The 24,651-nt window shown below is 62.8% G+C and carries 23 protein-coding genes; 12 read left to right on the top strand and 11 right to left on the bottom strand.

Going from position 1 to position 24,651, the window contains the following annotated elements:
- Nucleotides 1-48: 48 nt before the first annotated feature.
- The 5 genes from KSW38_RS15550 to KSW38_RS15530 all read right to left on the bottom strand — a co-directional run bounded on the left by KSW38_RS15550 (nucleotide 49) and on the right by KSW38_RS15530 (nucleotide 5,799).
- On the bottom strand, nucleotides 49-1,023 hold the full coding sequence (locus KSW38_RS15550; protein WP_216925825.1) for an ABC transporter ATP-binding protein: 975 nt from the start codon (nucleotides 1,021-1,023) through the stop codon (nucleotides 49-51).
- 24 nt (nucleotides 1,024-1,047) lie between these two features.
- Nucleotides 1,048-2,205, bottom strand: a complete 1,158-nt coding sequence (locus KSW38_RS15545; RefSeq protein ID WP_216925824.1) for a LolA family protein — start codon at nucleotides 2,203-2,205, stop codon at nucleotides 1,048-1,050.
- Between the two features lie 117 nt (nucleotides 2,206-2,322).
- Nucleotides 2,323-3,393, bottom strand: coding sequence for an SIS domain-containing protein (locus tag KSW38_RS15540; RefSeq protein WP_216925823.1), 1,071 nt, complete (start codon nucleotides 3,391-3,393; stop codon nucleotides 2,323-2,325).
- A gap of 40 nt (nucleotides 3,394-3,433) precedes the next feature.
- Nucleotides 3,434-4,357, bottom strand: a complete 924-nt coding sequence (locus KSW38_RS15535) for an N-acetylglucosamine kinase (protein WP_223949291.1) — start codon at nucleotides 4,355-4,357, stop codon at nucleotides 3,434-3,436.
- Nucleotides 4,358-4,365: 8 nt separating this feature from the next.
- On the bottom strand, nucleotides 4,366-5,799 hold the full coding sequence (locus KSW38_RS15530) for a sugar porter family MFS transporter (protein WP_216925821.1): 1,434 nt from the start codon (nucleotides 5,797-5,799) through the stop codon (nucleotides 4,366-4,368).
- A 112-nt stretch (nucleotides 5,800-5,911) separates the two neighbouring features.
- Between KSW38_RS15530 and KSW38_RS15525 the strand changes: the two genes are divergently transcribed.
- The gene (locus KSW38_RS15525) at nucleotides 5,912-6,643 is read left to right on the top strand and encodes a GntR family transcriptional regulator (protein WP_216925820.1); all 732 of its coding nucleotides are present in this window, start codon (nucleotides 5,912-5,914) and stop codon (nucleotides 6,641-6,643) included.
- 104 nt (nucleotides 6,644-6,747) lie between these two features.
- Here the strand turns inward: KSW38_RS15525 and KSW38_RS15520 are convergent, their stop codons facing one another.
- The 3 genes from KSW38_RS15520 to kynA are packed head-to-tail and all read right to left on the bottom strand — an operon-like array spanning nucleotide 6,748 to nucleotide 9,750.
- Nucleotides 6,748-7,611, bottom strand: a complete 864-nt coding sequence (locus KSW38_RS15520; RefSeq protein ID WP_216925819.1) for a PaaX family transcriptional regulator — start codon at nucleotides 7,609-7,611, stop codon at nucleotides 6,748-6,750.
- Entirely contained in the window at nucleotides 7,608-8,846 is a 1,239-nt protein-coding gene (locus KSW38_RS15515) for a kynureninase (protein WP_216925818.1), read from the bottom strand. The genes KSW38_RS15520 and KSW38_RS15515 overlap by 4 nt, the downstream gene beginning before the upstream one ends.
- Before the next feature lie 34 nt (nucleotides 8,847-8,880).
- Nucleotides 8,881-9,750 (bottom strand): tryptophan 2,3-dioxygenase, encoded by an 870-nt coding sequence (gene kynA / locus KSW38_RS15510; RefSeq protein WP_216925817.1) that lies wholly within the window; start codon nucleotides 9,748-9,750, stop codon nucleotides 8,881-8,883.
- Nucleotides 9,751-9,881: 131 nt separating this feature from the next.
- Here kynA and KSW38_RS15505 point away from each other — a divergent pair, with 131 nt between their 5' ends.
- The 6 genes from KSW38_RS15505 to KSW38_RS15480 all read left to right on the top strand — a co-directional run bounded on the left by KSW38_RS15505 (nucleotide 9,882) and on the right by KSW38_RS15480 (nucleotide 14,543).
- The gene (locus tag KSW38_RS15505; RefSeq protein WP_254186550.1) at nucleotides 9,882-10,388 is read left to right on the top strand and encodes an HAD domain-containing protein; all 507 of its coding nucleotides are present in this window, start codon (nucleotides 9,882-9,884) and stop codon (nucleotides 10,386-10,388) included.
- A 179-nt stretch (nucleotides 10,389-10,567) separates the two neighbouring features.
- Nucleotides 10,568-11,773 carry an inorganic phosphate transporter gene (locus KSW38_RS15500; protein WP_216925816.1) on the top strand — a complete coding sequence of 402 codons (1,206 nt, stop codon included), beginning with the start codon at nucleotides 10,568-10,570 and terminating at the stop codon, nucleotides 11,771-11,773.
- Nucleotides 11,770-11,991: a hypothetical protein gene (locus KSW38_RS15495; protein WP_216925815.1), complete on the top strand. Its 222-nt coding sequence runs from the start codon at nucleotides 11,770-11,772 to the stop codon at nucleotides 11,989-11,991. Before KSW38_RS15500 ends, KSW38_RS15495 begins: the two co-directional genes overlap by 4 nt.
- Before the next feature lie 92 nt (nucleotides 11,992-12,083).
- Nucleotides 12,084-13,076 carry a hypothetical protein gene (locus tag KSW38_RS15490; protein ID WP_216925814.1) on the top strand — a complete coding sequence of 331 codons (993 nt, stop codon included), beginning with the start codon at nucleotides 12,084-12,086 and terminating at the stop codon, nucleotides 13,074-13,076.
- The gene (locus tag KSW38_RS15485) at nucleotides 13,073-13,984 is read left to right on the top strand and encodes a hypothetical protein (RefSeq protein ID WP_254186548.1); all 912 of its coding nucleotides are present in this window, start codon (nucleotides 13,073-13,075) and stop codon (nucleotides 13,982-13,984) included. The genes KSW38_RS15490 and KSW38_RS15485 overlap by 4 nt, the downstream gene beginning before the upstream one ends.
- Before the next feature lie 13 nt (nucleotides 13,985-13,997).
- Entirely contained in the window at nucleotides 13,998-14,543 is a 546-nt protein-coding gene (locus tag KSW38_RS15480; protein WP_216925813.1) for a dihydrofolate reductase family protein, read from the top strand.
- Between the two features lie 37 nt (nucleotides 14,544-14,580).
- Here KSW38_RS15480 and KSW38_RS15475 read toward each other — a convergent pair whose 3' ends face one another.
- Complete coding sequence (locus KSW38_RS15475; protein WP_216925812.1) at nucleotides 14,581-15,045, bottom strand: hotdog fold thioesterase; 465 nt, start codon at nucleotides 15,043-15,045, stop codon at nucleotides 14,581-14,583.
- A gap of 160 nt (nucleotides 15,046-15,205) precedes the next feature.
- On the opposite strand from KSW38_RS15475, the gene polA reads away from it, so the two are divergent.
- The 4 genes from polA (at nucleotide 15,206) to rpsA (ending at nucleotide 22,030) form a co-directional block, all read left to right on the top strand.
- Nucleotides 15,206-17,848 (top strand): DNA polymerase I, encoded by a 2,643-nt coding sequence (gene polA, locus KSW38_RS15470; protein WP_254186583.1) that lies wholly within the window; start codon nucleotides 15,206-15,208, stop codon nucleotides 17,846-17,848.
- Nucleotides 17,849-17,930: 82 nt separating this feature from the next.
- A complete protein-coding gene (locus KSW38_RS15465; protein ID WP_216925810.1) occupies nucleotides 17,931-19,271 on the top strand; it encodes a GNAT family N-acetyltransferase in 1,341 nt (446 codons plus the stop codon).
- Between the two features lie 58 nt (nucleotides 19,272-19,329).
- On the top strand, nucleotides 19,330-20,349 hold the full coding sequence (locus KSW38_RS15460) for a polysaccharide deacetylase family protein (RefSeq protein WP_216925809.1): 1,020 nt from the start codon (nucleotides 19,330-19,332) through the stop codon (nucleotides 20,347-20,349).
- A 205-nt stretch (nucleotides 20,350-20,554) separates the two neighbouring features.
- The gene (gene rpsA / locus KSW38_RS15455; protein ID WP_216925808.1) at nucleotides 20,555-22,030 is read left to right on the top strand and encodes a 30S ribosomal protein S1; all 1,476 of its coding nucleotides are present in this window, start codon (nucleotides 20,555-20,557) and stop codon (nucleotides 22,028-22,030) included.
- A gap of 115 nt (nucleotides 22,031-22,145) precedes the next feature.
- Here the strand turns inward: rpsA and KSW38_RS15450 are convergent, their stop codons facing one another.
- Both KSW38_RS15450 and KSW38_RS15445 read right to left on the bottom strand, forming a co-directional pair.
- Entirely contained in the window at nucleotides 22,146-22,682 is a 537-nt protein-coding gene (locus tag KSW38_RS15450) for a GNAT family N-acetyltransferase (RefSeq protein ID WP_216925807.1), read from the bottom strand.
- Nucleotides 22,672-23,358, bottom strand: coding sequence for an IMPACT family protein (locus tag KSW38_RS15445; RefSeq protein ID WP_216925806.1), 687 nt, complete (start codon nucleotides 23,356-23,358; stop codon nucleotides 22,672-22,674). The genes KSW38_RS15450 and KSW38_RS15445 overlap by 11 nt, the downstream gene beginning before the upstream one ends.
- A 22-nt stretch (nucleotides 23,359-23,380) precedes the next feature.
- Here KSW38_RS15445 and coaE point away from each other — a divergent pair, with 22 nt between their 5' ends.
- Complete coding sequence (coaE, locus tag KSW38_RS15440; RefSeq protein ID WP_216925805.1) at nucleotides 23,381-24,610, top strand: dephospho-CoA kinase; 1,230 nt, start codon at nucleotides 23,381-23,383, stop codon at nucleotides 24,608-24,610.
- Nucleotides 24,611-24,651 lie beyond the last annotated feature (41 nt).

Here is a 24,651-nt window from a genome sequence, read left to right as displayed (position 1 = left end):
GCGCCAGTTGTTCCGGACGTACCAGCAGCCTCCAGAGTGTCACCAGTTTCAGCCGACAACGTCAAACCCCTCTCCGGTCAAGGACACGAACCGCTCTTCCAGGGTTGCGTTCTCCACAGAGAAGCCCCTGACCCGGACGCCGTCGGCCACCAACGCTGCAACGATCTCTTCAGGCTCAATGCCGTCGAGTCCGTTTCCTTGGATCACCCCGTGGCCAGGCGCTTCGCCGGGTACCAGACCCAGGCGGGCCAGGACGCGGGCAGCACGTTCGCCGTCGGGCGTTCGTACCAGAACGTGCGCTTGCCCGGCAGACCGCAGTTCATCCAGCGGTCCTTGGGCCACCAGCCGTCCGGCACTCATCACCCCCACATGGGTACACATTTGCTCCACCTCGGCCAGGAGGTGGCTGGAAACGAAGACGGTGGTCCCGCCGGCGGCAAGGGACCGAACCAAGCTGCGCACCTCCCGGGTGCCTTGGGGGTCCAGCCCGTTGGTTGGTTCGTCGAGCACAAGCAGTTCGCGCGGCCGGAGCATGGCGTTGGCCAGCCCGAGGCGCTGTTTCATGCCCAATGAGTAGGCACGTACCTTCTTTCCGGCGGCGTGACCCAGCCCAACGCGGTCCAACGCCTCATTGACGCGGCGGTGGCGGGTGGCAGAGGATGCATGGCGGTCCGCTGAATCCAGCCGCAGCAGATTGGCCGCTCCGGAAAGAAACGGATAGAAGCCCGGCCCCTCCACCAGTGCGCCGACCTCGGGTAGCACGGAAGCCAACTGCTGGGGCATCTCCCTGCCCAGAACCCGGATTTCACCACCGTTCGCGGAAGCGAGGCCCAGCAAAACCCGGATGGTGGTGGTCTTTCCCGAACCATTGGGCCCCAGGAAGCCGTAAACCGCACCACGGGGGACCGCAAGGTCAATGCCGTCCACCGCGGAACGGTGCCCAAAGCGCTTCACGAGGCCATGGGTTTCTATGGCAAGGTCAATCGGCAGGGAGCCGGGAGCAGCTTCACGGGTTTCCGTCACAGGTTGCCGATCATGGGGCGCCGTTCATTGCGCCGTCGCGGCTGACTGCAGCCGGTCCAAAGGCACCAACCCGGCAAACACGCGGCCGTCGTCGAGAATGAGGACGCTCACCAGAGACGTAGTCAGCGCTCGTCCTCCGCTTACGGGTTGCAGGGCCTGGGCGAGTTGCGGGTTGGATGTGAGTTCGGCAGGCGCCGTTCCAGCGGGCAAGCCGACCACGGCGTCCCACCCTTTGCCGGTCACTGAAGGGCTGGGGTGGGGGAGCATGGGACTGGATGATCCCTGAGGTGTTGGAACAACAGCATCCGGTGCTGGCGCAGAGTCATCCGGAGCTGCGCCGGCAGGACCTTCCATCGGGGGCGGCAATGGCTTGATGGGGACCGGCTTCTCTGTGACAGTTGCACCGGCCGGAGGAGTGAAGTTAAACAGGGCCGCGTCAGGTGCGGAGAAGTTCACGTCCGTATAGGCAAGTGAGTAGGCTGGCTCCGGCTGGCCCTTCGCGCGGACCTCGACTCCCAGTGGCCAACCGGTCTCGGAGTCGACCTCGATCGAAACGGAATCAACCAAAGTTCCGTCGCTGCGCGGCACGAGGCTCAGCCGGTACGCGCTGCGACCCGCCACAGTGGAAGCTTCTCCCACCGTTACTTCAGTGCTGGAGTCAATGGCTGACAGGAAGTGACTGGCCATTGCCTCAGGAGTGGGCATGCCCGCATGGGTTGTTTCACTTCGAAGGGAGTCCTTCTGCCCAGTGTTTGAGGGCACAGGGACGCTCAAGTGTGTCGCGCTGTTGTCCGCGGAGTTGTAGAACCAGGCGTCGCTGCCATTGACCACAAAGTCACGTTCGGCCATCCGGTCCAGTATCTGCAGCCTGGCCTTGGAGGGCCCGTCCAGGTATACCCGTGCTGTATGCGAGCCCGTGAGCAACTCGAATGCCGACGTAGCTCCGGGCACGATTCCCGGGCCAGCCGTGGGAACTTCAGGCAGCCCCAACTCCGCAGTCTGCACCACAGTGCCGGATAAAGCGTGCACCTCGGTGCGGGCTATCATCGCCAGGATCTCGTTAGCCGTTTTGGGCGGCAAGGAGACACTTGCGCCGGCCTGGACGGAGCCAATAAGCGCCGCCAGTGCCAATGCAAGGGGAATCAGGAGAGCTGGCAGCCACCGCTGCCTGGCCCGCGCCATTGCTACCGACCACCACGCGTGAGAGGCATGAGTCCAGACTACTCCGGTTACCTGAATGCATCATCGGTCCTCGTGGCTGGATGCGGCGTGCACATCCAGCCACGCACCCACCGGCGCCTACCAGGTTTCAGTGACCTTCAGCAGGCCTCGCGGCGCATCGGGATCGTTGCCGCGCTCCACCGACAACTGCAGGGCCAGTCGCTGGAGGGGCAGGATCTGCAGGATAGGAGAAAGCTCCTCCGGCACGCCGGCAGGCAAAGGAAGAACCAAGCTGCCTGGAGGGGCGGCAGAGGGATCGCCCACAACGCACACGTGCGCACCGCGGTCTTCGAGCCTCTCCAGGATAGGGCGCATGGCCGTGCCTCCGATTCCCTCCGGAACAACGGCAATCACCGGGTGCTGGGAGTCGATCATCGCGAACGGCCCGTGCAGGAGGTCCGCGCCAGAGAAAGCCTGGGCAGGAAGGTAGGAGGTTTCCATGAGCTTCAAGGCACCCTCCCTCGCCGTGGGGTAGGAATAGCCACGACCCGTAGTGATGATGCGGTCGGCGAAGCGGTAACCACCAGCGACCTCCAGTACGGTGTCGTCGGCAAGAACGGAAGCGGCCCACTCCGGAAGGCCCGCGGCGCCGTTGGACGTCCCACCACGCCACGCATCAACCAACAACCACAGGGCCAGAAGCTGCGCCGTGTAGCTCTTGGTAGCAGCAACGGCAGTTTCGCTGCCCGCCCGGATATCCAGGTGATGCTCCGCGGCGCCGGCAAGCGGGGATTGCGGTGAGTTGGTCGCTGCAACAGTCAGGGCGCCCAGACGACGCGCTGCTGCTGTGGACTCCACCAGGTCCGGCGAGCCGCCGGACTGGCTAACCGCCAACCACAGCACGCCCTCCAGCTGGGGGTTGGCGCCGTAGGCAGTAAGGGTCGACGGCGACGCGAGGCCAACAGGCAGGCCCAAGCTGATTTCAATGAGGTACTTCGCGTATAACGCCGCATGGTCGCTTGTGCCCCGGGCAGCGAGCAAGACAAAGCGTGGGGATGCCTTCTTGATGATGTCCGCCAACGCCACGAACTGGCGGCGGTCCGAGTCCAGGAGTCCGGCAAGCACCCGGGGCTGCTCGCCGATCTCGTTGGCCATCTTGATGCCCGGAGCCTGGTCCGGGACGTTCAGAGAGGTAAGAGGGATGGTCATAGTTCCTGTCTGTTGTTAGAAGGGTCAAAATCCCTGGGAGTCAGGGCTGTATCAACTGCCGTGCGAGCTTTACGGCTCCGTGCACTGGAGCATCGCCCAGGATCCTGATCAGCGACGGATCCTCCACGGCAACCTTGCGGCCAACCGCGCCCGCCAACTGCTGTTGATTGACCAGGAGGCCACCAGCCATCACCAGCGGCAGGTCCAACCCGAGCTCGCCCAGTACTTGCCTGGCCAACGTGGCCAAGGAATGAGCGGCTTCGGCCTGAATCCGCAACGCAGCCGGATCACCTTCAACCGCAAGATCCAGGACCAACGGGGCAAGGCCCGCCCAATGGTCCGGCTCCGGCTTGGCATAGAAGAGATCCATGAGCTGCAGCGCGTCCGCGCTCGCAGTCGCCGCCAAAAGGGCGCTGACCATCGTGCCGGGTTCCAACCCCGCGTAGTACTCCCGCAGGGCCTCACGAACGGCGTCACGGACCACGGAGTACCCTCCGCCTTCATCCCCGAGCAAGTAGCCGTAGCCTCCGCTGCGCGCTTCCCGTCCCTCCCGGTTCCGGCCCCAAGCTACCGAGCCGGTACCTGCGACCAGGACCGCTCCGGCGTCGAGGTCTGCTGCGGCGAGGACGATGCGGGTGTCATGGACCACCTCGATCCTGGCGCCGGGAAAATACCCGGTAAGCAAAGCACTGAGGACTGCCCTGCTGGCAGGAGTATCCGCCCCCGCGGCACCGGCGCAAACCGCCTCAACACCCTCGCCGACGGCAGCCGCGATCCGCCGCAGCACGGCATCTGCACCCTGATGACCCACCGAGGACAGGTTCGCGCTCGCCTCGGTGATCTCGAGAGGAGCCCCATTGCTTGCGTCCGCGCCCTGCCCTGGGTCCGAGTTCACGTTCGGGTCCAGCTTCAGGTCCGAACGGACAGCATGTGTCTTGGAACCTCCAATATGAAGTCCCAACACCGCGGGCGTCACCGGACAACCGCCGGTTCGGTGTTTTCCTGTGCGGGGATGTGTCCGACCGCGTCGGGCTCCGGCCACTTCCCACCGTTTTCCCAGTACTGCTGTATTTCCTCCAAGGGGCGGCCCTTCGTCTCGGGAGCGAACTTGCGGACAAACATAAAGCCGAGGATAGCCAGAACACCGAACACTGCGAAGGTGCCTGCCCCACCCAAACGCTGAAGCATGGTCAGGAAGAACGCTGCCACGAGGACGTTGGCCACCAGATCGGAGGTCAGCATGGCGCTGGCTCCGAGCGAGCGGAGACGGGAAGGGAAGCTCTCGCCGGCGTATACCCACACCAGTGCGCCGAAGCCGAATGTGAAGCCCACCGCGAAAAGAAGGACCCCAAGGAAGCCAAGAACGGTGAGCAGGCCACCAAAGTCCTGGCCGGCCATGAACACTCCTACCAGCAGGACGTTGGCTGCCACCATCATGCCGATGCCGGTCAACAGCACGGGGCGGCGTCCCAGCCGATCCACCAGGGACAAGGACACGAAGACAGCGATGAGGGAGGCCACTTGCACCGCCGCGGGAAGCAACAGGAGGGCTGCGTTGCCGCTGAAGCCCATGGCTTCGAAGATCCTGGGGCTGTAGTAGACCACAGCGTTGATGCCGGTGATTTGGATGAAGAATCCCAAGCCAACCACAAACACTGTGGCCCGGAGGTAAGGAACGCGCAGCATCTCGCGGAGGCCGCCGCCCCGTTCTTCGCTGATGGCCCGCTGCATCTCGGCCAACTCTGCATCTACGTCTGTGTGGGGCTCAATGGCGGACAGGGTGCGCCTGGCGTCGTCAGTCCTGCCCCGCATCATGTACCACCGGGCAGTGTCCGGGAGCTTGATCACGATGGCGAGGACAATGATTGCCGGGATCGCAGCAAGGCCCAGCATCCAGCGCCACGAGCCCGTGCCCGCGAGGGCATATGCAGCCAGGTAGCCGACGATGATGCCGAAGACGGTCGCCACTTGATACGCCACCAACAGGGCGCCGCGGACCTTCGCCGGCGCTGACTCGGCAACGAATACCGGAACAACCACAACGGAAACGCCGATGGTGAGCCCCAGTAGTAGGCGGGCGATAAGCAGTGTGGGCACATCGCTGGACATGGCGCTGAGCACGGCGAACAGGGCGTAGCCGATCGCAAGGCCCACCATGCAGGCTTTCCGGCCCACGCGGTTGGATAGCCAGCCTCCCACCAGCGCGCCAAGTACTTCACCGGCAACCACTGCCGTGGTTACCAGTTCCTGCTGGGATGTGCTGAGGCTGAACTGCTTGGTGATGAACAGCAGGGCGCCGGCAATGTTGGACATGTCGTAGCCGTAAATCACACCGATGGTGGCGGCGGCACCGCCCACCAGGAGCCCGAGCTTGGGTGTTTGCCGTAGGTCTTGCAGGATCGACATCTTTGTCCCTTGGATCTGTGGAAATGTAGGGGTTTTGCGGAGTTTAATCGAAATTGGTTTAGACCAACCTGCACAAGATTGGCATAGACCAATAACGTTGTCTACAAGTAGGATGTCCAATATGTCCACAGATGCCCCGGCGGGAATGCCCAAGTACTACGTCCTCAAGACCGAGCTGCTTGCCGCGATCACCGGCGAGCAGCCGGGCACGCTCATACCCACCGAGCGGGCGCTCGCAGAGAAGTACAAGACGTCGCGCACCACCGTGCGGCAAGCCATCAGCGAGCTCGTTGCAGAAGGGAAACTGGGCCGCATCCAAGGGCATGGCACCTTTGTCGCACCGCCAAAGATCACCCACGTCCGGCAGCTCACGTCCTTCTCCGACGACGCGAGGAACCAAGGCCTGCGGCCTGACTCGCAGCTCCTGTCCCTGGCCATGGCGAAAGCGGACATCGACGTCGCGACGCACCTGGGGCTCGACGACGGCGCTGTTGTCACCCGGCTTGAGCGAATCCGGTTGATCGACGGCGAACCCCTGGCCCATGAGATCGCCTACCTCCCGGGCAAGCTCCCGCGCTTCAAGGCAAACCTGGAGAAGGCCGGTTCGCTCTACGCCGCCCTGACGGACATGTACGGCATCCATATCTCCGACGTCGAGGACACCGTAGAGACAGCACTGGCAGGGCCGGAGGACGTCCGGCTGCTCGGAATCGAAATGGGGGCGCCGTTGCTGGTAGTCCACCGCCTGGCAAGGGATGCTGCAGGCGTCCCTGTCGAATGGACGCGCAGCACGTTTCGCGGCGATCGCTTCCGGTTCGTTTCGAGGGTCAAGAGCACCACCTAAAAACGGCACCACCTCAAAACGGCACCACCTAAGAGCAGCACTACCTAAACAGCGGCTGCCGGCGAACCGCAACTGCCGACGAACCGCAACTGTTGGCGAACGGCTCAGGGAGCCGCGACCGCCACGTCGCTCCCAAGCGTGCGGCGCACGAACTCCGAACTGGGCTGGGCGTACGCGTCCATAATCCGCTTGAACAACGCGGTCCCTTCAGCCCCGGGCCAGTCTTTGGGCAGGAACGTCGCAGGCAACCCTGGGTCCAAGTAGGGGATGATCCGCCAACGATCGATGCACTGGACAAAAGTGGCGAACGCCTGGGCTGTCGGCTCAACGCCCGCGCTGTCCTCCCCGAGCACTGCGGCGCCGTGCTGGCGGATGAAATCCTTGTGCAGCTCTGCCACCGAGTCCAAATCCCACCACACGGACGCAGCGTCCCGCAGGGTGCCGCCCACCAGTGGGGTTTGCGTGACGAACAGGGTGGCCATCCCTCGGAGTTCGAGGTCGTCGAGGATTTCCTCCACCTCGCCTCGAAGGGTATCCGGGCAGATCCACAGGCCGGCGGCCACAGTCCCGCAACCAATCCAGTGGAGCCTGCGCCGCAACTGGTGGCGCTTCTCCCGCTCCGTCTCCGGAATCGAAAAGGAGACCAGGCACCATGGATCGGACGGTGACATGCTGATGGGGTTGTAAATCCTACGGTCGCCGCGGGCCAGCATGGTGGCGGCTCCCTCCGTCAGGGTGAACCCGGGGAGCCCGTCGCGAGTCTCCTGGAGGACGACGTCCTTCTTCCTCAGGCGGCCCAGGGCCGTCCGGCTCACTGTGCCGGACGTGCCCAGGGCCTCCATGAGGACCACAATGTCCCTGGCCGACATCCATCCACCGGCTTCCCGCAAGTACAGGCCGATGACTGTTCGCAGCAACGACGTGGTACTCCCGGGACGGGAGTCCATGTCGTCAAGAACGGCACTCACAGTAGTTCGGCGAGGGCGTCGCGGATAGCGGTCACTCCCAGCTCAACCTCGGCGTAGCTCGTGCTCAAGGGAGACAGGCCGATGCGCAGGCCATGCGGGGGACGGAAGTCCGGGATGACGCCCTTCTCCCAGAGCCTGGCAGTGACGTCGGCAAAGAGCGGATGGTCCACTGTGATGTGGGAGCCACGCTCGGCGGCATCGCGGGGGCTCACGATGTGAACTCCAAGTGGTACCAGGAGCTCATCTGCAAGGGCAATCGCGTACTCCGTGAGTTTGACCGACTTCTCCCGGACCGAATCCATGCCCACAGAGGCGATCAGCTCCACCATGTCCTTGATCGGCTGCATGGCTAGAACCGGCGGAGTACCCGTGATGAACCGGCGGATTCCCTCTGCAGGACGGTATGAATCCGTCATGCCGAACGGATTGTCCGCGCCCATCCAGCCCCAAATTGGCTGCTGGAGCATGTCTTGCCGTGAGGCGTTGACGTATGCGAACGCGGGGGAGCCCGGACCACCGTTGAGGTACTTGTAGGTGCAGCCGACGGCCAGGTCAACGTCCCAGGCGTCAAGGTCCAGCAGCACGGAACCTACGGAATGGCACAGGTCCCAGAGCATGAGGGCACCTGCAGCATGTACCTTGCCGGTGATTGCCTTCGCGTCTGCCAGGAACCCGGAGCGATAAGCCACATGGCTGAGGACCACGACGGCGGTCCGCTCGCCAAGGAGCCCGTCGAGGTCAGCGGTACGGACGCCACTGGAGGGGTTGGCCGCGATCCATTTGATGCTTGCCCCGCGTTCCTTGGCAATCCCTTCGATGATGAAGCGGTCCGTAGGGAAGTTGTCGCGATCAATGATGATCTCGTCACGCCCCGGCTGGGCATCTACCGCTGCCCGGATCAGCTTGTACAGCATGACCGAGGTGGAGTCGCCCACTGTGACCTGCCCGGGAGCAGCCCCAAGCGTCACTTCGCCGATGCGGTCGCCCACGCGCGTAGGCTCATCCATCCACTGTTCGTCCCAGCCGCGGATCAGCCGGCTGCCCCAGGCGTCCTGGACAAACGACTGCAGGTTGGCAGCAGTTGCCTTCAAGGGGCGCCCGAGAGAGTTGCCGTCCAGATAAGAGGTGAGCTGGCCGGCGTCGGGCGTGTAGAAGGCCTCACGCTGGGCGGCGAGCGGATCTGCGGCGTCCAGTTCGGCCGACGTTGGCCGTTGGGTTTGCTGAGCGGTAGTCATGGTTCCCTCCTTGGGAGTGGTGGCCGGAAGTTTGTTAGTTGCCGATCTCAGTGCGGACGGCGTAAAGCTCGGGGAAGAAGGTGAGATCAAGGGCTCGTTTGAGGAAGTCAACACCCGAGGAGCCTCCGGTGCCCACCTTGAACCCGATGGTTCGCTGGACCGTGCGCAGGTGGCGGAACCGCCAGGCCTGGAAGTTGTCTTCGACGTCCACCAGGTCTTCGCACGCCTCGTACAGTCCCCACTGGGTATCGTCCGATTCGTAGATCTTCTGGAACACGGGGACCAGATCCTTACGGAATGTCCACGGCTCGCTGGTGTCCCGCTCAAGGATGTCTGCCGGGATCTCGTAGCCGGCGCGGGAAAGCACCGCCAGGAAGGCGTCGTACAACGTGGGCTCCTCCAGGAGCCGGCTGAGCAGCGCATATGCCTCGGGGTCGCTTTCGAAGACCCGCAACATGCCCCTGTTCTTATTGCCCAGCAGGAATTCAACCCCGCGGTATTGATACGACTGGAAACCTGAGGAACTACCCAGGAATCCGCGGAACTGTGCATACTCGCGGGGCGTGAGGGTACCCAGGACGGACCACTGTTCGGTCATGGTGCGCTGGATGGCCTTGACGCGGGCGATGCATTTGAGCGCCTTGCCAAGGTTGTCCTGGTCGAAAAGCCTGCGGGCTTCCAGGAGCTCATGCAGCACCAGTTTGAGCCATAGCTCACTGGTTTGGTGCTGGATGATGAAGAGCAGTTCGTCGTGGTGCTCGGGCTGGCTGAGCGGATGCTGCGAGTTGAGCAGGTGGTCCAGGTCCAGATAACCGCCATAGGACATTGCATGCCGGAAATCGGTGCGCACTGAGTCTTCTATGTGGCGGACACTTTGGGCGGAATGGACTGGGGGCTTTTCCATACTTTCGAGATTATCACTTCTATGACGAACGTCAAGAGAATGATTTTGTCAGTATTTTCTTCTCCTGAAGTTCTGCGCCGTACCGTACGCTGGGCTTGATACACGGGAACCTGGGGGAAGGGAAGGCGGCCATGGCCTCCAATATGCCGGTGTCCATATATTTGGACGTCGACGGCGTGGTGAACCCGTTCGGTCCCCAAGGCCTCACTGATTGGGGTGGTGAATGGAAGATCGCCGACGCCGGCATCCTTGACGTCGCGTTCGCGCCCGAGGCAGTGGCCGAACTCAACGAGCTGGCAGAGCATCCCTTCGCCCGCTTTGTATGGCTCACCACCTGGGAGCGCCTTGCCCCGGAGTTTCTCTGTCCTGCCATTGGACTGAAGGGCGAGGATTGGCCTGTCCTGTCCAGCCAGGGGTGGGACCAAAGCGCGGAATGGTGGAAACTCGGGGCGCTCCAGAAGGACTTGGCCGAGATGGGAGCCGAGCGCTTCGTCTGGCTGGACGACCAACTTGGCCAAGAGTCAGACGCCCGTTCCTGGGCTGAATACCACCAGGACCGTGTGCTTTGCATCTCACCGGATCCGCGCAGGGGGCTCTCCCGCCGCGATCTTGCCGCGGTCCGGACCTTCCTCGGCTGACCGAAGCGCTGGCACATGTTTGTCCGCCCGGTGGTTGGCACGTAGGATTCTTAAGGTTTCAAGCCCGCCGGATAGAGTGCGGCAAGTCCAGTCAGTTGAACAATGGCTGAACTATGCTGTGCATGGCAGGTATGGGGAAGTGGAACTGCTGAACGTCGACTCTGCAGATTGGGCAACAGGTGGAAATCACCTTCATGGTCGCGCTTGTCATAGCGTTGGCCCTATTCTTTGACTTCACCAACGGCTTTCACGACACAGCCAATGCGATGGCCACGCCTATCGCTACGGGGGCGATCAAGCCCAAGACGGCGGTTGCTCTGGCAGCCGTGCTCAACCTTGTTGGGGCGTTCCTTTCAACTGAAGTGGCAAAGACCATTTCCGGGGGACTCATCCGCGAAGGCTCGGACGGTATCCACATCACGCCGGATATCATCTTCGCCGGCCTGATGGGTGCAATCCTCTGGAATATGATCACGTGGCTTAAAGGCCTGCCCTCCAGTTCCTCGCACGCATTGTTCGGCGGCCTCATCGGCGCCGCCGTGGTAGGTATCGGACTGCACTCCATCAACTTTGAAACAGTGCTGCAGAAGGTGATCCTGCCAGCTGTCTTTGCACCACTCATCGCCGGGGCCGTGGCGTACCTTTGCACTCGTCTGGCCTACGCGCTGACCTCCCGGCATGACCCCGAAACCGGTGACAAGCTCACGCAGAAGCGCGGTGGTTTCCGGACCGGCCAGATCTTCACCTCCAGCCTCGTGGCCCTCGCGCACGGCACCAATGATGCCCAGAAGACCATGGGCATCATCACCCTGGTCCTCATCGCCGCAGGCACGCAGGCACCGGGCTCGGGTCCACAGTTCTGGGTCGTGGCTGCTTGTGCGTTGGCCATCGCCATCGGCACTTATGCTGGCGGGTGGCGCATCATCCGCACCATGGGTTCAGGCCTGACCGAAGTAAAGCCGGCGCAAGGCTTCTCGGCCGAGACCAGCACGGCCTCAGCCATCCTGGCTTCTTCCCATCTGGGTTTCGCGCTCTCCACCACGCAGGTCGCCTCCGGTTCGGTCATTGGCTCCGGCCTGGGCCGAAAGGGCACCTCCGTGCGCTGGGGCACTGCCGGCAAGATCGCTTTGGGTTGGCTGTTTACCCTGCCGGCGTCGGCCATCGTGGGCGGGCTTACCGCGCTCCTGGTGAACATCGGCGTCGTGGGTGTGGTCATTGCCGCGGTCGTCGGTAGCGCCGCCGTCGTGTTCATGTTTGTTGCCTCGCGTAAATCGCATGTTGGCCACCACAACGCAGTGGAAGTCGAAGAGGCCGGCCACGCCGTCAAGTTCAGCAAAAAAAAGAAATCCCGAAAGTCCGTCAACAACAAGGATGTGCAGCGATGAAGTGGCTGGAATTGCTTCAGGTTGCCGGCGTCACGCTCGTTGCTGCTGTGACCCTGGTGGTTCTCTACTCCCTGGGAGTACGCCTCACCGCAATTGCGGGTGACGCCCAGCAGAAGTCGCCCGGACTTGTTCGCTCGCTGGCGGCCGTGTGCTTTGGTATCTGCGGACTCGCTGTGCTGTTCGGCATCTACTTGATCGTGCCCTACTTCGGAAAGTAACCGCCTCTCTGGCAGCAAAGTCCGTTCGGGAGAATAATCAGCAGTGAAGTTACATCACTGCGTGGTCGTGATCCGGCAGATGTGGGGCTGTCATGAAGTGCCATTCCCGAAGCCATCTCATCGGACTGGCGCTGGTTCCGGTCCTGATGCTGGCACTTTCTGCTTGCCTTCCCAACAACGCTCCACAAGGCAGTCCTTCTCCGAATCCTGCTCCGCCCGTCACCACAGCAACATCACCAGCGGTTCCCACTGCCGTCGATCCCACCGCCGGGCAGCCCGCAGGTCCGGCCGGACCGGGTGCACCACAAGCAGAAGCGCCGGTGGTCCGCTGGGTACCCATTGGGCCGATAGGCCCCAACGATCCCACCTCGGGCCAGCGCTATCTCCTGCTGCAGCAATTCCAATGCGATGCGCTGGCCCAGAGCCTGGAAGGCGCAGAAGATGCTGCCGTGTGGCAAGCGGCCGCGGCTGTCTGCAAGGCACTGCAAAGTGGTGCGCAGCAGGACTGGCAGCGGGCTTCAAACGCCGTTGCGGCAACACCGCGCATACCGCAGACCCAGTGTCTTGAGTTCACGGTCGCCGCAACGTCAGCCTCTGCGATCGCCCAACACCGCAGCAACCCGGGGGTTACGCTAAAGCCCGAGACCGCCCCGGGTGAAGCTTGCCCGCGGCACTTGAGCGGCCTCACGGTAGTAGACAAGGACCTGAGGCCGGTGGCAGGCACAGCGCGTGCCTCCGGCCCCCGATCAGGCGGAACTGTCGTCAGGCTGGATGGCTATTACGTCAGGGTTGGGGACGTCCTGTTCGACGGCGTCCCTGCAGCTCCCGAAATCGTTGCCGGCGGAGGGGATTACGAAACGCTGTACCTGAGGATGCCGCCGTCCGATGGCCGCGACTCCGTCCGCATTTCCATTACGGACACCGTGGACGTCAGCGGAACCGTGACGTTCTTCTATGAAGATTCCACGCCGGCCAGCCCGGGTGCAACGCCCAAAACCCCTGGAACCGGGCCAAGCGCTGAACCCACGCAGAGCACCCCGCCGGCCATTCCTTCTGTCGGCGCGACCCCCACGGCAACTCCATGAGCGTCGCCCAGGAACCCCCTGCATCGCAAGAAGCCGATGAGCGGAGCCTGGTCAACAACCGCTGGCAGCGGACCCTGGACGTCCTCTCCGTCATTGGTCCGCCGCTGACCGTGGCCACGGCCTTGTTGGTCTACTTCGGCTGGGCGCGGACGGATGCCCAGGCGAAGGCAATGGGCCTGGACGTCAGCCTGTTTGGTTATACCGTGCAGGACTTCATCCTGCGGAGTATCCAGTCCCTCTTTCAGCCGTTGGCCTGGCTGGTGGTGATCGGGTTGCTGTGGCTCATGGTGGACCGGCTGGTTTCCCGGCTTCTGGGCGCCGCACGCTACCGGACGCTCCTGCGAAGGGCCGCCCTGGTAGTGCTGATTCTTGGCTTCGCCTACGCGGCTGTGATGTGGGTGGCGATCGTGACACAGCCGGAACGGATCCTGCTCTATGCACCCTTCCTCATAGCTGCCGGTTTGCTAGTGGGGGCATGGGGACTGAGCGTGCATCGCCGGGCCGCTGATCCGGCCCAACGGGTACTCCGCGCCACTACTCCGCGCTCGCTCGAAAGATCCCTCGTGTTCGTCCTGGTCACCCTGCTGCTTTTCTGGGGAACCTCCGATTACGCGCAAGCACTTGGGCGGGGAGCAGCTATCGATTACCAGGAAAGATCCAGCCTGCTGCCAACAGCCGTGGTGTACAGCAAGGAGCGGTTGGCCGTGACAGCGCCGAACGTCCATGAGGACTCGGCTGGTACTGATGCTGAGCCGTTGTACCGGTACACGGGCCTGCGACTGCTGGTGGTCAGCGGAGGAAGGATCTTCCTGCTCAACGATGGCTGGACGCTCGCCCAGGGCCGGGTGGTGGTTCTCCGCGACGATGGCAGTGTGCGTGTGGAGTATGGGAACGCCAGCGCCAACTGACTAGTCTGGGGCCATGTCCATCTTCCAGTATTACGTGGCGTCCACCGTTGACGGTTTCATTGCTTCTGAGGATGACGATCTCGGTTGGCTCCTGCAATTCGACCAGGTTGAAGGCGTGAGCGGCAGCTATGAGTCCTTCTTCGCAGGTGTGGGTTGCATCGCGATGGGCGGCGGGACCTACCGGTGGCTCCTGGAGCATGAGCCCGGCAAGTGGCCGTATCCGGATACCCCCTGTTGGGTGTTCACGCATCACGAATACTCGGCTCCCGCCGGTTCCAATGTCACGTTCGTCCGTGGGGACGTGCGCGAGTTCGCGCCGGATCTCCTCGCCGACGCCGGAGACAAGAACGTCTGGCTGGTGGGCGGAGGGGACCTCGTGGCCCAGTTCGCCAACGCCGGTTTGCTCCACGAGATGATCGTCACCATCATCCCCGTTGTACTCGGCTCCGGTAAGCGCCTACTGCCGCTCAAGGGCCCGACGCCGCCCCTTGAGTTGCTCTCCTCGCGCATCCTTGGCGGAGCCGCGGCTGAACTGCATTACCGCATGCCGCCGCGGTAACGATTAGCGCCGTAACCGTTTGGCAGTAACTCCCGGATCAGTGGCGGTTGTTCCGGATCATGTTGGTAATCCGGGCAGTGGAAAGCCGGCGGCCTCTTTCGTCGGTGATTACGATCTCGTGGGTTGCTAATGTCCCGCCCAGGTGGATCGCCGTACATGTGCCGGTTACCGTTCCGCTGGCAATGGAGCGGTGATGCGTCGCGCCGACTTCGATTCCCACGGCATGCCGTCCTCTGCCGGCGTGAAGCGAGGCAGCAAATGAACCCAGGGTTTCGGCGAGGACCACGTGGGCTCCGCCGTGAAGGATGCCGGCTACTTGCGTGTTCCCTTCCACTGGCATGGTTGCCACAGTCCGTTCGGCACTGAGCTCGGTGAACCGAATACCCATTTTCACCACAAGGGAGCCAACCCCATGCCCGGAAAGCCAATCATGGAACTCTTCGGGCACACCTGCCTGGTTGAGCTCGTCGACAAACCGGTTCGGCGTGAAATTGTCCATCATGCCAACTAGGCTGGCACCTGTGAGTGAAACAACCAAACCGGACCAGGTTCCAACGGCCCAAGCTGCTGCCATTGCAACAGCACCCACCCCCTCTTCCACCGCTTCATCCAGCACCACGGGGGAGGGCCGGCCCAGGTTGCTGGTCCTGGATGGCCATTCCATGGCATTCCGGGCCTTCTACGCCCTTCCTGCTGAAAACTTCTCCACCGCCAGAGGCCAGCACACCAATGCCGTGCACGGGTTCACCTCCATGCTTATCAACCTGATCAAGGACCAGAAGCCCACGCACGTCGCCGTAGCGTTCGACGTCTCTGACGACACCACTTTCCGCAAGGCGGAGTACAGCGAGTACAAGGGCGGCCGCAACGCGACGCCAGCGGAATTCCAAGGCCAGATCGCCCTGATCGCGAGGGTCATGGAGGCGTGGGGTATCAAGACCATTGCGTTGCCCGGCTACGAGGCCGATGACATCCTGGCCACCCTTGCTGCCCAGGCGGATGCCGCCGGCTTTGAGGTCCTCCTGGTCTCGGGAGACAGAGACTCCTTCCAGCTCATCAATGACAACGTGTTCGTGCTCTACCCCAAACAGGGCGTGAGCAACATCCCCAAGCTGGATGCCGCGGCCATTGAAGAGAAGTACTTCGTCAAGCCTGCCCTGTATTCGGACCTGGCGGCGCTGGTGGGCGAATCCGCGGACAACCTTCCGGGCGTACCGGGTGTGGGGCCAAAGACTGCCGCCAAGTGGATCAACCTCTATGGTGGCCTGGACGGCATCCTGGAGAACCTGGACGCCATCGGTGGCAAGGTGGGCGGAGCTCTCAAGGAGAACCTTGAGAACGTCAAACGGAACCGCAGGCTGAACCAGCTGCTGACAGACCTCGAACTGCCCGTCCAGCTGGAGGACCTCCACGAGCCGCGCCCCGACCGGCAGGCCATCGAGGAACTGTTCGAGGAACTGGAATTCCGTACCTTGCGCGCCCGGTTGTTCGATCTCTACGGCGATGACACCACCGGTGCTGCCCCGGACACCATCGAAGCCCCTGAGTTTGCCACGCTCAAGGACGCCGCTGAGCTGGAGGCTTTCTTCAGCGCCGGTTCCGGCACGCGTTCCGCGATAGCCATCCAGCCCGTCCAAGGCCGTATAGGCGAGGACGCCAGCGCGTTGGCTGTGGTCCGGAACAATGGTGCTGCTTATATCGACCTCACGGAGTTGGATTCGCCAGCCGAGTCGGTGCTGGCCAACTGGCTCCGGGATCCTGAAGAAGCCAAGGTGGTGCACGAGTTCAAGGCCGCCCTCAAGGCCCTGCATAACCGCGGCCTGGGCCTGGAAGGCGTGGTTGATGACACCTCGGTTTCCGGATACCTGATCCAGCCTGACCGCCGCAGCTACGACCTCCCTGAGCTCGCCCAGGTCCACCTCAAGATCTCCCTGGGTGTTGCAGCCGCAGCGGCCGGGCAATTGGAGCTGGACCTCCTGGGAGGCAGCGACCAAGCAGCAGCTGCAGCGCTCGTCCAGCAGGCCGCCGTCGTGCATGCCCTCAGCAAGCACTTCGAGAAGGAACTCGCTGACCGCAAGGCCGACGCCCTGTTGACCACGCTGGAGCTTCCAGTTTCCCGCGTCCTGGCGCAGATGGAACTGACCGGCATCTACGTCTCCATGGATCGCATGAACGAGCAGCTTGCGGACCTCACCAAGGTGATCGAGAATGCCCAGGAGCAGGCCTTCGCCGCGATCGGGCACGAGGTAAACCTGGGGTCACCCAAGCAGCTGCAGACCGTCCTTTTTGAGGAACTCGGCCTCCCGAAGACCAAGAAGATCAAATCCGGCTACACCACGGATGCGGCATCCTTGAAGGCCCTGCTGGAGAAGACCGGCCACGAATTCCTGGTGCAGCTCATGGCGCACCGGGAGTCGTCCAAGCTCGCCCAGATGGTGGAAACGCTCAAGAAGTCCGTGGCGGACGATGGCCGCATCCACACGACCTACGCTCAGAACATTGCGGCTACGGGCAGGATCTCCTCGAACAACCCCAACCTGCAAAATATCCCGGTGCGCAGCGAAGAAGGCCGCCGGGTCCGCGGAATCTTCGTGGTCAGCGAAGGGTATGAATGCCTGCTGTCCGCTGACTACTCCCAGATTGAAATGCGCATCATGGCCCACCTCTCGGGCGACGAAGCACTGATCCAGGCGTACAGGGACGGCGAGGATCTGCACCGTTTCGTAGGCTCCCGGATCTTCAACGTCGCTCCTGCCGACGTCACCAGCGCGATGCGTTCCAAGGTGAAAGCCATGTCCTATGGCCTGGCTTATGGGCTGACCTCGTTTGGCCTCTCAAAGCAGCTGGAAATTTCCGTGGACGAGGCCAGGACCCTGATGAAGGACTACTTCGATCGCTTCGGCGGTGTGCGTGACTACCTCCGGGGCGTTGTGGACCAGGCGAGGGTGGACGGTTACACAGCCACCATTGAAGGCCGCCGCCGTTACCTCCCGGATCTCACCAGCACCAATCGCCAGGCCCGGGAAGCCGCCGAGCGCATTGCCCTTAATTCGCCCATCCAGGGTTCCGCCGCCGATATCATCAAGCGGGCCATGTTGGGCGTTTCGGCCGAACTTGCGGGCCAGGGCTTGAAATCGCGCATGCTCCTCCAGGTCCACGACGAACTCGTCCTCGAGGTTGCACCGGGAGAGCGCGACGCCGTCGAGAAACTGGTGGTGGAGCAAATGGGGGCTGCGGCTGAGCTATCAGTCCCGTTGGACGTTCAACTCGGCGTAGGCTCCAGCTGGTACGAGGCCGGCCACTAACAGCCGTACGTTCCTAAGGATCGCCGGAGGGCGCGCCGCCTGGATGGTGGCGCGCCCTCCCGCGTCTGGCTAGGCTCGGGGCGTGGCTGATCCCAATGAAAGTTATTCCGAAACGAACTCCGCCGAAAAATATGCCGAGAAGTACAGGGTTCAACAATTCCCTGCTGTAGCTGATCGCGAGGACCCTGCCTACTCCCGCTGTGCCGCGTGGGTCCAAGCAGTCTCGCACGGCTTCCACCAGCACAGGCGCGACGACGACTACATCGCCAAGACCCTGCGGGCCTACCGCACGGACCACCGTGAATTGACCGGTGTGTACATCAACGGTGAAGTACCCGAGCACGCTGTGGGTCCAGAGGTCCCGGTGGCCACGTACGCCACCATGCGCAAATCCCTGAACATCGGGTTTGGCCGACAACTGGAATCAAACCTGGTAACTGCCGTGACCGTACGTGGAACGCACCGGCGCAAAGGGCTGCTCCGGGGCATGATTACCGCTGACCTGGCGGGCGCAAAGGACGACGGTCTCGCCATGGCAGCGCTGACTGCCTCGGAGGGATCCATTTACGGCCGCTTTGGTTTTGGAGTGGCTACATTTGAGCGCAGCATCAAGGTCGACACGGGTCCACGTTTCCGTCTCAGGGGGCTGGCGACGGGAACGGTAGAGGTGGCTGATCCGGCCGTGCTGCTGGACGTTGCGCCACAGGTCTTCGATCACGTCCAGCGGGCAACTCCTGGCTCAGTAGACCGCCAAGAGTACTATCGCTTGCTGGCTTCCGGAGCGATTGGCCATGACGGGAAGCCGGACACGGGTGTCAGAAGTGCCCTGCACTACGACGCCTCCGGGACACCGGACGGCTACGTTTCCTATCGTTTCAAGGGCTGGGATGCCAAGCCCTACACCATGGAAATTGTGGACCTTGTTGCTGGTACCAATGCGGCGTATCTGGATCTCTGGCGCTTCCTTGGGAGCATCGATCTCATTGACCAGGTGACGTGGGCCGAGGCCCCCGTGGATGATCCGTTGACGTGGGCCCTGGAAGATCCCAGATGCATAGACTCCTCGGACGTGCGGGACATGCTGTGGTTACGGATCCTGGACGTTCCGGCAGCGCTTTCCGCCCGCCGGTACCCGGTTGCCGGAAAGCTCGTCATGGAAGTCTCGGATACGCTTGGCATGGCTGGTGGCATCTGGGCGTTGGAGTCCGACGGCGGTGCTGCCGCGGCCGTCACCGAGGCATCCGGCCGGGAACCCGATCTCTGCATGGATGTCGCCGATCTCGCGTCCATCTATCTTGGTGCAGTGTCCCCAGTGACGCTCACTGCTGCCGGGCGGATGAGTGAAGGCAAGCCCGGTGCCGCGTTCGCAGCCCAACAGCTTTTTGCTGTGGAACGGCCGGCACACTGCCTCACCCACTTCTAGAAAAAGCTCCTGCAAGAAGTACCTTCACAACTCAAAGACTCAATAGACAGGGACATCCATGGGGGATTCCAAGCGGCGGCCGTTGGCCGGCCGGCGTTCAGTGCTGCTTGGAATGGCTGGGCTGGCAACTGCAGCCCTGACGGCCTGCGCGGACAACGGGAGGGCGGCGTTCCCGGACGCCGCTGGATCAGGGCAGACGACGCCTGGCACCCCACCAAACGGGCCCGGGGCCGGCCCCGCGACGCCACCGCCCTCCATCGCCGCGCTGTCCAGCGAGCAGGCTGCTACTGCCCTCGCCGAAAAACCCGGCAGCGGCGGCACGGGAGGCAAGACTCCAGTGCCGCCGTCGAGCGCTCCTGGATCGCCAGCCACAATCCCAGGCAAACCGCAGATCCTGGCAGAATTTGGACACTTGCGGCCACAGGAGTGGGGCCTTCACGTTACGGGTGTGGTGAACAATTCTGCCTCCCGGCATGTTGCCCTCACGTTCGATGCCTGCGGCGGCCCCGGTGGAACCGGCTGTGACCACAAATTGTTGAAGTCGCTTCGCAGCTTCAACGTCCCGGCCACCCTTTTCATTAACAGCCGCTGGATTACCGCGAACAGGTCACTTGCCGCGGAACTGGCCGCCGACCCCTTGTTCGAGCTCGCGAACCACGGCACACTCCACCTGCCGTTGTCTGTCAATGGCAAGTCCGCATACGGCATTGCCGGAACGGCGAATGCAGCCGCGGTATACGAGGAATTAATGGGCAACCAAGCCCTGATGCAGGAGTTGACCGGTGTTACGCCGCGCTTCTTCCGGCCCGGAACGGCGTTCTACGACGAAGTCGCCGCGAGCATGACCCGCAGGCTGGGGATGCTCCCGGTCAATTTCACGCTGAACGGCGACGGGGGCGCTACCTTCGCGCCGCCTACCGTCGCCGGGGAAGTGGCCAAGGCAGTGGCGGGAGACATCGTCATCTCGCACTTCAACAGACCGGCCGCCGGAACCGCAGAGGGTTATGCGAGGGCTTTGCCTCGCTTACTGGACCGGGGTGTTACGTTCGCGCGGCTCGGAGACGTCCTGCCTGTGTGAAGGGGTTCTCTAGTCCTGCCGCGGTCCTTTTGACCCTGCTTTGCAGATACGACTAGAATAAACGGGCGTGTACTACGTGCATGCGTCCATTTTGTATTAATCCACAAATCAGGATGACCCGGTATTTTGCCGTGTTCTGCCGTCCGGACCCGGGCGGCAGCGGTTTGCCTGACCGACATACTATCCACAACGGAGCCCCTACTACATGACCATCACCTCCACCGAGAAGCCCGGTACCCCCGTAGTCGCCATTAACGACATCGGTACCGCTGAGGACTTCCTCGCAGCTGTCGACGCCACCATCAAGTACTTCAACGACGGCGACCTCGTCGAAGGTACCGTCGTCAAGGTCGACCGCGACGAAGTCCTGCTCGACATCGGTTACAAGACCGAAGGTGTCATCCCTTCCCGCGAGCTTTCCATCAAGCACGACGTTGACCCCGGCGAAGTTGTTGCCGTTGGCGATCAGGTCGAAGCTTTGGTTCTCACCAAGGAAGACAAAGAAGGCCGTCTGATCCTCTCCAAGAAGCGTGCTCAGTACGAGCGCGCCTGGGGCGACATCGAGAAGGTCAAGGAAGAAGACGGCGTCGTTACCGGTACCGTCATCGAGGTTGTCAAGGGTGGCCTCATCCTGGACATCGGCCTGCGCGGCTTCCTGCCCGCATCCCTCGTCGAGATGCGTCGTGTTCGCGACCTCGCTCCGTACATCGGTCAGCAGATCGAAGCCAAGATCATCGAGCTGGACAAGAACCGCAACAACGTTGTGCTGTCCCGCCGTGCATGGCTCGAGCAGACCCAGTCCGAGGTCCGCTCCACGTTCCTCAACAAGCTGGAAAAGGGCCAGGTTCGTCCCGGCGTCGTTTCCTCCATCGTCAACTTCGGTGCATTCGTGGACCTTGGCGGCGTAGACGGCCTGGTCCACGTTTCCGAGCTCTCCTGGAAGCACATCGACCACCCGTCCGAGGTTGTCGAGGTTGGCCAGGAAGTCACCGTCGAGGTCCTCGAAGTGGATCTGGACCGCGAGCGTGTCTCCCTGTCGCTCAAGGCTACGCAGGAAGACCCGTGGCAGACCTTCGCCCGCACCCACGCCCTCGGCCAGGTTGTTCCGGGTAAGGTCACCAAGCTGGTTCCGTTCGGTGCGTTCGTTCGCGTCGAAGACGGCATCGAAGGCCTCGTTCACATCTCCGAACTGGCTGTCCGCCACGTTGAGCTCGCCGAGCAGGTTGTCTCCGTTGGCGACGAACTGTTCGTCAAGGTCATCGACATCGACCTCGAGCGTCGTCGCATCTCCCTCTCCCTCAAGCAGGCTAACGAGGGCGTTGACGCTGACAGCACCGAGTTCGATCCCGCTCTGTACGGTATGGCCGCTGAGTACGACGAAGAGGGCAACTACAAGTACCCCGAGGGCTTCGACCCCGAGTCGAACGAATGGCTCGAAGGCTACGAGACCCAGCGCGCCGCTTGGGAGCAGCAGTACGCTGACGCCCAGACCCGTTGGGAAGCCCACAAGAAGCAGGTTGCACAGCACGCTGCTGACGACGCTGCCGCTGCAACGTCCGGTGAGAGCGATTCCGGCACCACCAGCTACTCCTCGGAGCCGGCTGCTGCTGAGTCCAACGCCGGCACCCTGGCGTCCGACGAAGCTCTCGCAGCACTGCGTGAGAAGCTGACCGGCAACTAATTCCGCCGCCCCTCACGGGATGCGCTGAATAGCCAAAGAAGGACCCCTGCCATGCGGCAGGGGTCCTTCTGCTTTAGTCAGGTGCGAGGAGCCCTGCCAGTTAAAAGAGCACTGCCTAGCGGAGCAGTAGCCGAGCCTTAACCAAAGTCCCCTCGAAGATGAGTTCGGCGCCGAGGGAAGCCAGTAGGGATTGTGCAGCCTTGTTTCCTGGCGTGGTGGAGGCTTCCAGGACGGCGAAGCCGCGAGCACGGGCTTCGTCTGCCACAAGCTGGAGGGCCAGCCGCCCCACGCCCTGGCCGCGGAAGCGAGTGGCCAGCCAGATGCCAGTTTCTACGGCACCGGGTTCTACGGCGTTGGGTTCTACGGCATCGGGCCCGACCGACTTCAACCGAACGGACCCCACCACTGTTCCGCCTGCCACCACAGCCCAGGTCTTCTCACGCGCAGGCCCTTCAAGTCCGGTTGCAGCCGCCCGGTGATAGTCGCGGAACCAGGCGATCCGCTCAGGGTTCCAGGCCGACGTCGAGCCCAGCGGCGGAGTGACCTCATCGGCGGTGGCCTGCACCAGCGCCACGGCAAGCAATTCTTCGAGCACGTCTTCGTCAACGTCTGCGAGTGCCACCTGGGGTTCCACCGTTGATTCAGGGCACATCGATCCACTCCGTTCCCTGGGGATTAAGTCTGCCCGCGCCTGCAGTGAGGGCGCGTACGCGGGCTTGGGCGTCCGCGATGGTGTTGCTGCTGTCCGGCAGCGCTACCCGAAGGACCGTGTGCTTGGCTTCATAGCTGGTGTTCGCCATGACAAAGCCGGAGCCACGCAGTTCGTTCTCCAATCGTCCGGCGTCCACGTGCGGCACCTCGATCTCACAAAGCCGTAGCCGCCGGCGCTGCACGAGTGGCGCCAGTTCCAACGCTGCTGATACCGATTCGGAGTAGGCGCGGACCAGCCCGCCCGCCCCCAGGAGGATTCCACCGAAATAGCGGACGACGACGACGCTTACGTCGCTAAGGTCCGTTACCCCGGGTGCTGTCTCACGCTTGAGCAGTGCCTCCAGCATGGGGACACCCGCCGTGCCCGACGGTTCGCCGTCGTCACTGGAACGTTGAGTCATCCTGTCCGGACCTACAACGAAAGCCGAGCAGTGGTGCCGTGCGTCATGGAACTCGCGTCGCAGCGCGGCCACCAGGGATCGTGCAGTATCTTCGTCCGGCGAGCGGCGGAGGACGGTGATGAAGCGTGAACGCCGGATCTCCAGTTCGTGTCGGAAATCCGGACCTTCAGCGAGCGTTGTGTAAATGGTTGCACGGCTGTCATCCTCAATTTCCACCGCTTCAGTCTAGTGTGGAGGGGTGTTGAAGATCGGGCTGACGGGCGGCATCGCCTCAGGAAAATCGCTGGTGGCGGCCAGGCTGCAAGAGTTGGGTGCCGTGCTCATTGATGCTGACCTCATCGCCAGGCAAGTGGTGGAGCCTGGAACTCCGGGCCTTGCCCGTGTAGTGGAGGCCTTTGGACCCGGAATCGTGGACGGGCAGGGCAGACTCGACCGCCCTGCTCTTGGCGCCATAGTTTTCCAGGATCCCGCTCGGCGGGAGGTGCTTAATGGCATCATCCACCCGTTGGTCCGGGAGTCAGCAGCGGCAATCGTCGCGGAGGCCGCCGACGAAGACATTCTCGTCCAGGACATTCCCCTCTTGGTCGAGACAGGCCAGGGGAGCGCATTCCATCTGGTGGTTGTGGTGGATGCTCCCGATGACGTGCGGATCCAACGGATGGTGGACCTACGCGGAATGAGCCTGGAGGACGCGCGTTCCCGAATGGCGGCCCAAGCCAGCCAGGAGGCAAGAAACGCTGCCGCGGACGTCGTCCTGGAGAATACAGGTAGTCGGGAGGAACTGCTCGCCAAAGTGGATGCCTTGTGGTTCGGGCGACTGGTGCCTTTCGCGGACAATTGCCGGCGTGGAGTTCGTGCCCGGCGGACAAATGGTCCGGTCCTGTCCGCCTCGAGAACCGACTGGGGCCTGCAAGCAGCCCGGCTCTCCTCGCGCATCCAGGCGGCAGCGCCGGAGGACATCCTTGCCGTGGACCACATTGGGTCTACGTCGGTGGCCGGGTTGGCTGCCAAGGATGTGATAGACCTTCAACTGACTGTTGCCGACCTTGAGGTGGCGGATCGCATTGCCCCACGTCTGGCAGCAGCAGGATACCCACGTGTTCCGGGCGTTTTCGCTGACACCCCGAAGCCGTCGGAACCTGATCCAGCCCAATGGCAGAAGCGTTTCCATGCCAACGCGGATCCGGGACGCCCGGCCAACCTGCATGTGCGGGTTGCCGGCTCGCCCGGATGGAGATACGCCCTGCTGTTCCGCGACTGGTTGAGGGCGGAACCTTCTGCGGTTGCCCTGTATGAGGCACACAAGCGCCACCTTGCTGCACAGCATGCCAGTGACCCCGGCACCGCTGCCTATGCCGATGCCAAAGAACCCTGGTTCACGGATGTGGCCTGGCCGCTGATGGATGAGTGGGCAAACCACACCGGCTGGCAACCGCCGTCGTATTCTTCTGTTGCAGCGGGACATTAATCCGGACAATAACTGTCGGGGTGCGGGGGTAGATTGGTGTC

Origin of the sequence: Paenarthrobacter aromaticivorans, from assembly GCF_019038615.1 — a bacterium.
GTDB lineage: Bacteria > Actinomycetota > Actinomycetes > Actinomycetales > Micrococcaceae > Arthrobacter > Arthrobacter aromaticivorans.
This window is presented reverse-complemented; position numbering and strand designations above follow the sequence as displayed.

Coding starts and splice junctions, on each gene's coding strand:
- KSW38_RS15450 (WP_216925807.1), bottom strand. CDS start 22,682: ATGTGCCCTGAATCAACGGTGGAACCCCAGGTGGCACTCGCAGACGTT.
- KSW38_RS15515 (WP_216925818.1), bottom strand. CDS start 8,846: ATGACTACCGCTCAGCAAACCCAACGGCCAACGTCGGCCGAACTGGAC.
- KSW38_RS15505 (WP_254186550.1), top strand. CDS start 9,882: ATGGCCTCCAATATGCCGGTGTCCATATATTTGGACGTCGACGGCGTG.
- KSW38_RS15545 (WP_216925824.1), bottom strand. CDS start 2,205: ATGGCGCGGGCCAGGCAGCGGTGGCTGCCAGCTCTCCTGATTCCCCTT.
- rpsA (WP_216925808.1), top strand. CDS start 20,555: ATGACCATCACCTCCACCGAGAAGCCCGGTACCCCCGTAGTCGCCATT.
- KSW38_RS15480 (WP_216925813.1), top strand. CDS start 13,998: ATGTCCATCTTCCAGTATTACGTGGCGTCCACCGTTGACGGTTTCATT.
- KSW38_RS15495 (WP_216925815.1), top strand. CDS start 11,770: ATGAAGTGGCTGGAATTGCTTCAGGTTGCCGGCGTCACGCTCGTTGCT.
- KSW38_RS15490 (WP_216925814.1), top strand. CDS start 12,084: ATGAAGTGCCATTCCCGAAGCCATCTCATCGGACTGGCGCTGGTTCCG.
- kynA (WP_216925817.1), bottom strand. CDS start 9,750: ATGGAAAAGCCCCCAGTCCATTCCGCCCAAAGTGTCCGCCACATAGAA.
- polA (WP_254186583.1), top strand. CDS start 15,206: ATGGCATTCCGGGCCTTCTACGCCCTTCCTGCTGAAAACTTCTCCACC.
- KSW38_RS15485 (WP_254186548.1), top strand. CDS start 13,073: ATGAGCGTCGCCCAGGAACCCCCTGCATCGCAAGAAGCCGATGAGCGG.
- KSW38_RS15540 (WP_216925823.1), bottom strand. CDS start 3,393: ATGACCATCCCTCTTACCTCTCTGAACGTCCCGGACCAGGCTCCGGGC.
- KSW38_RS15530 (WP_216925821.1), bottom strand. CDS start 5,799: ATGTCGATCCTGCAAGACCTACGGCAAACACCCAAGCTCGGGCTCCTG.
- KSW38_RS15475 (WP_216925812.1), bottom strand. CDS start 15,045: ATGATGGACAATTTCACGCCGAACCGGTTTGTCGACGAGCTCAACCAG.
- KSW38_RS15525 (WP_216925820.1), top strand. CDS start 5,912: ATGTCCAATATGTCCACAGATGCCCCGGCGGGAATGCCCAAGTACTAC.
- KSW38_RS15460 (WP_216925809.1), top strand. CDS start 19,330: ATGGGGGATTCCAAGCGGCGGCCGTTGGCCGGCCGGCGTTCAGTGCTG.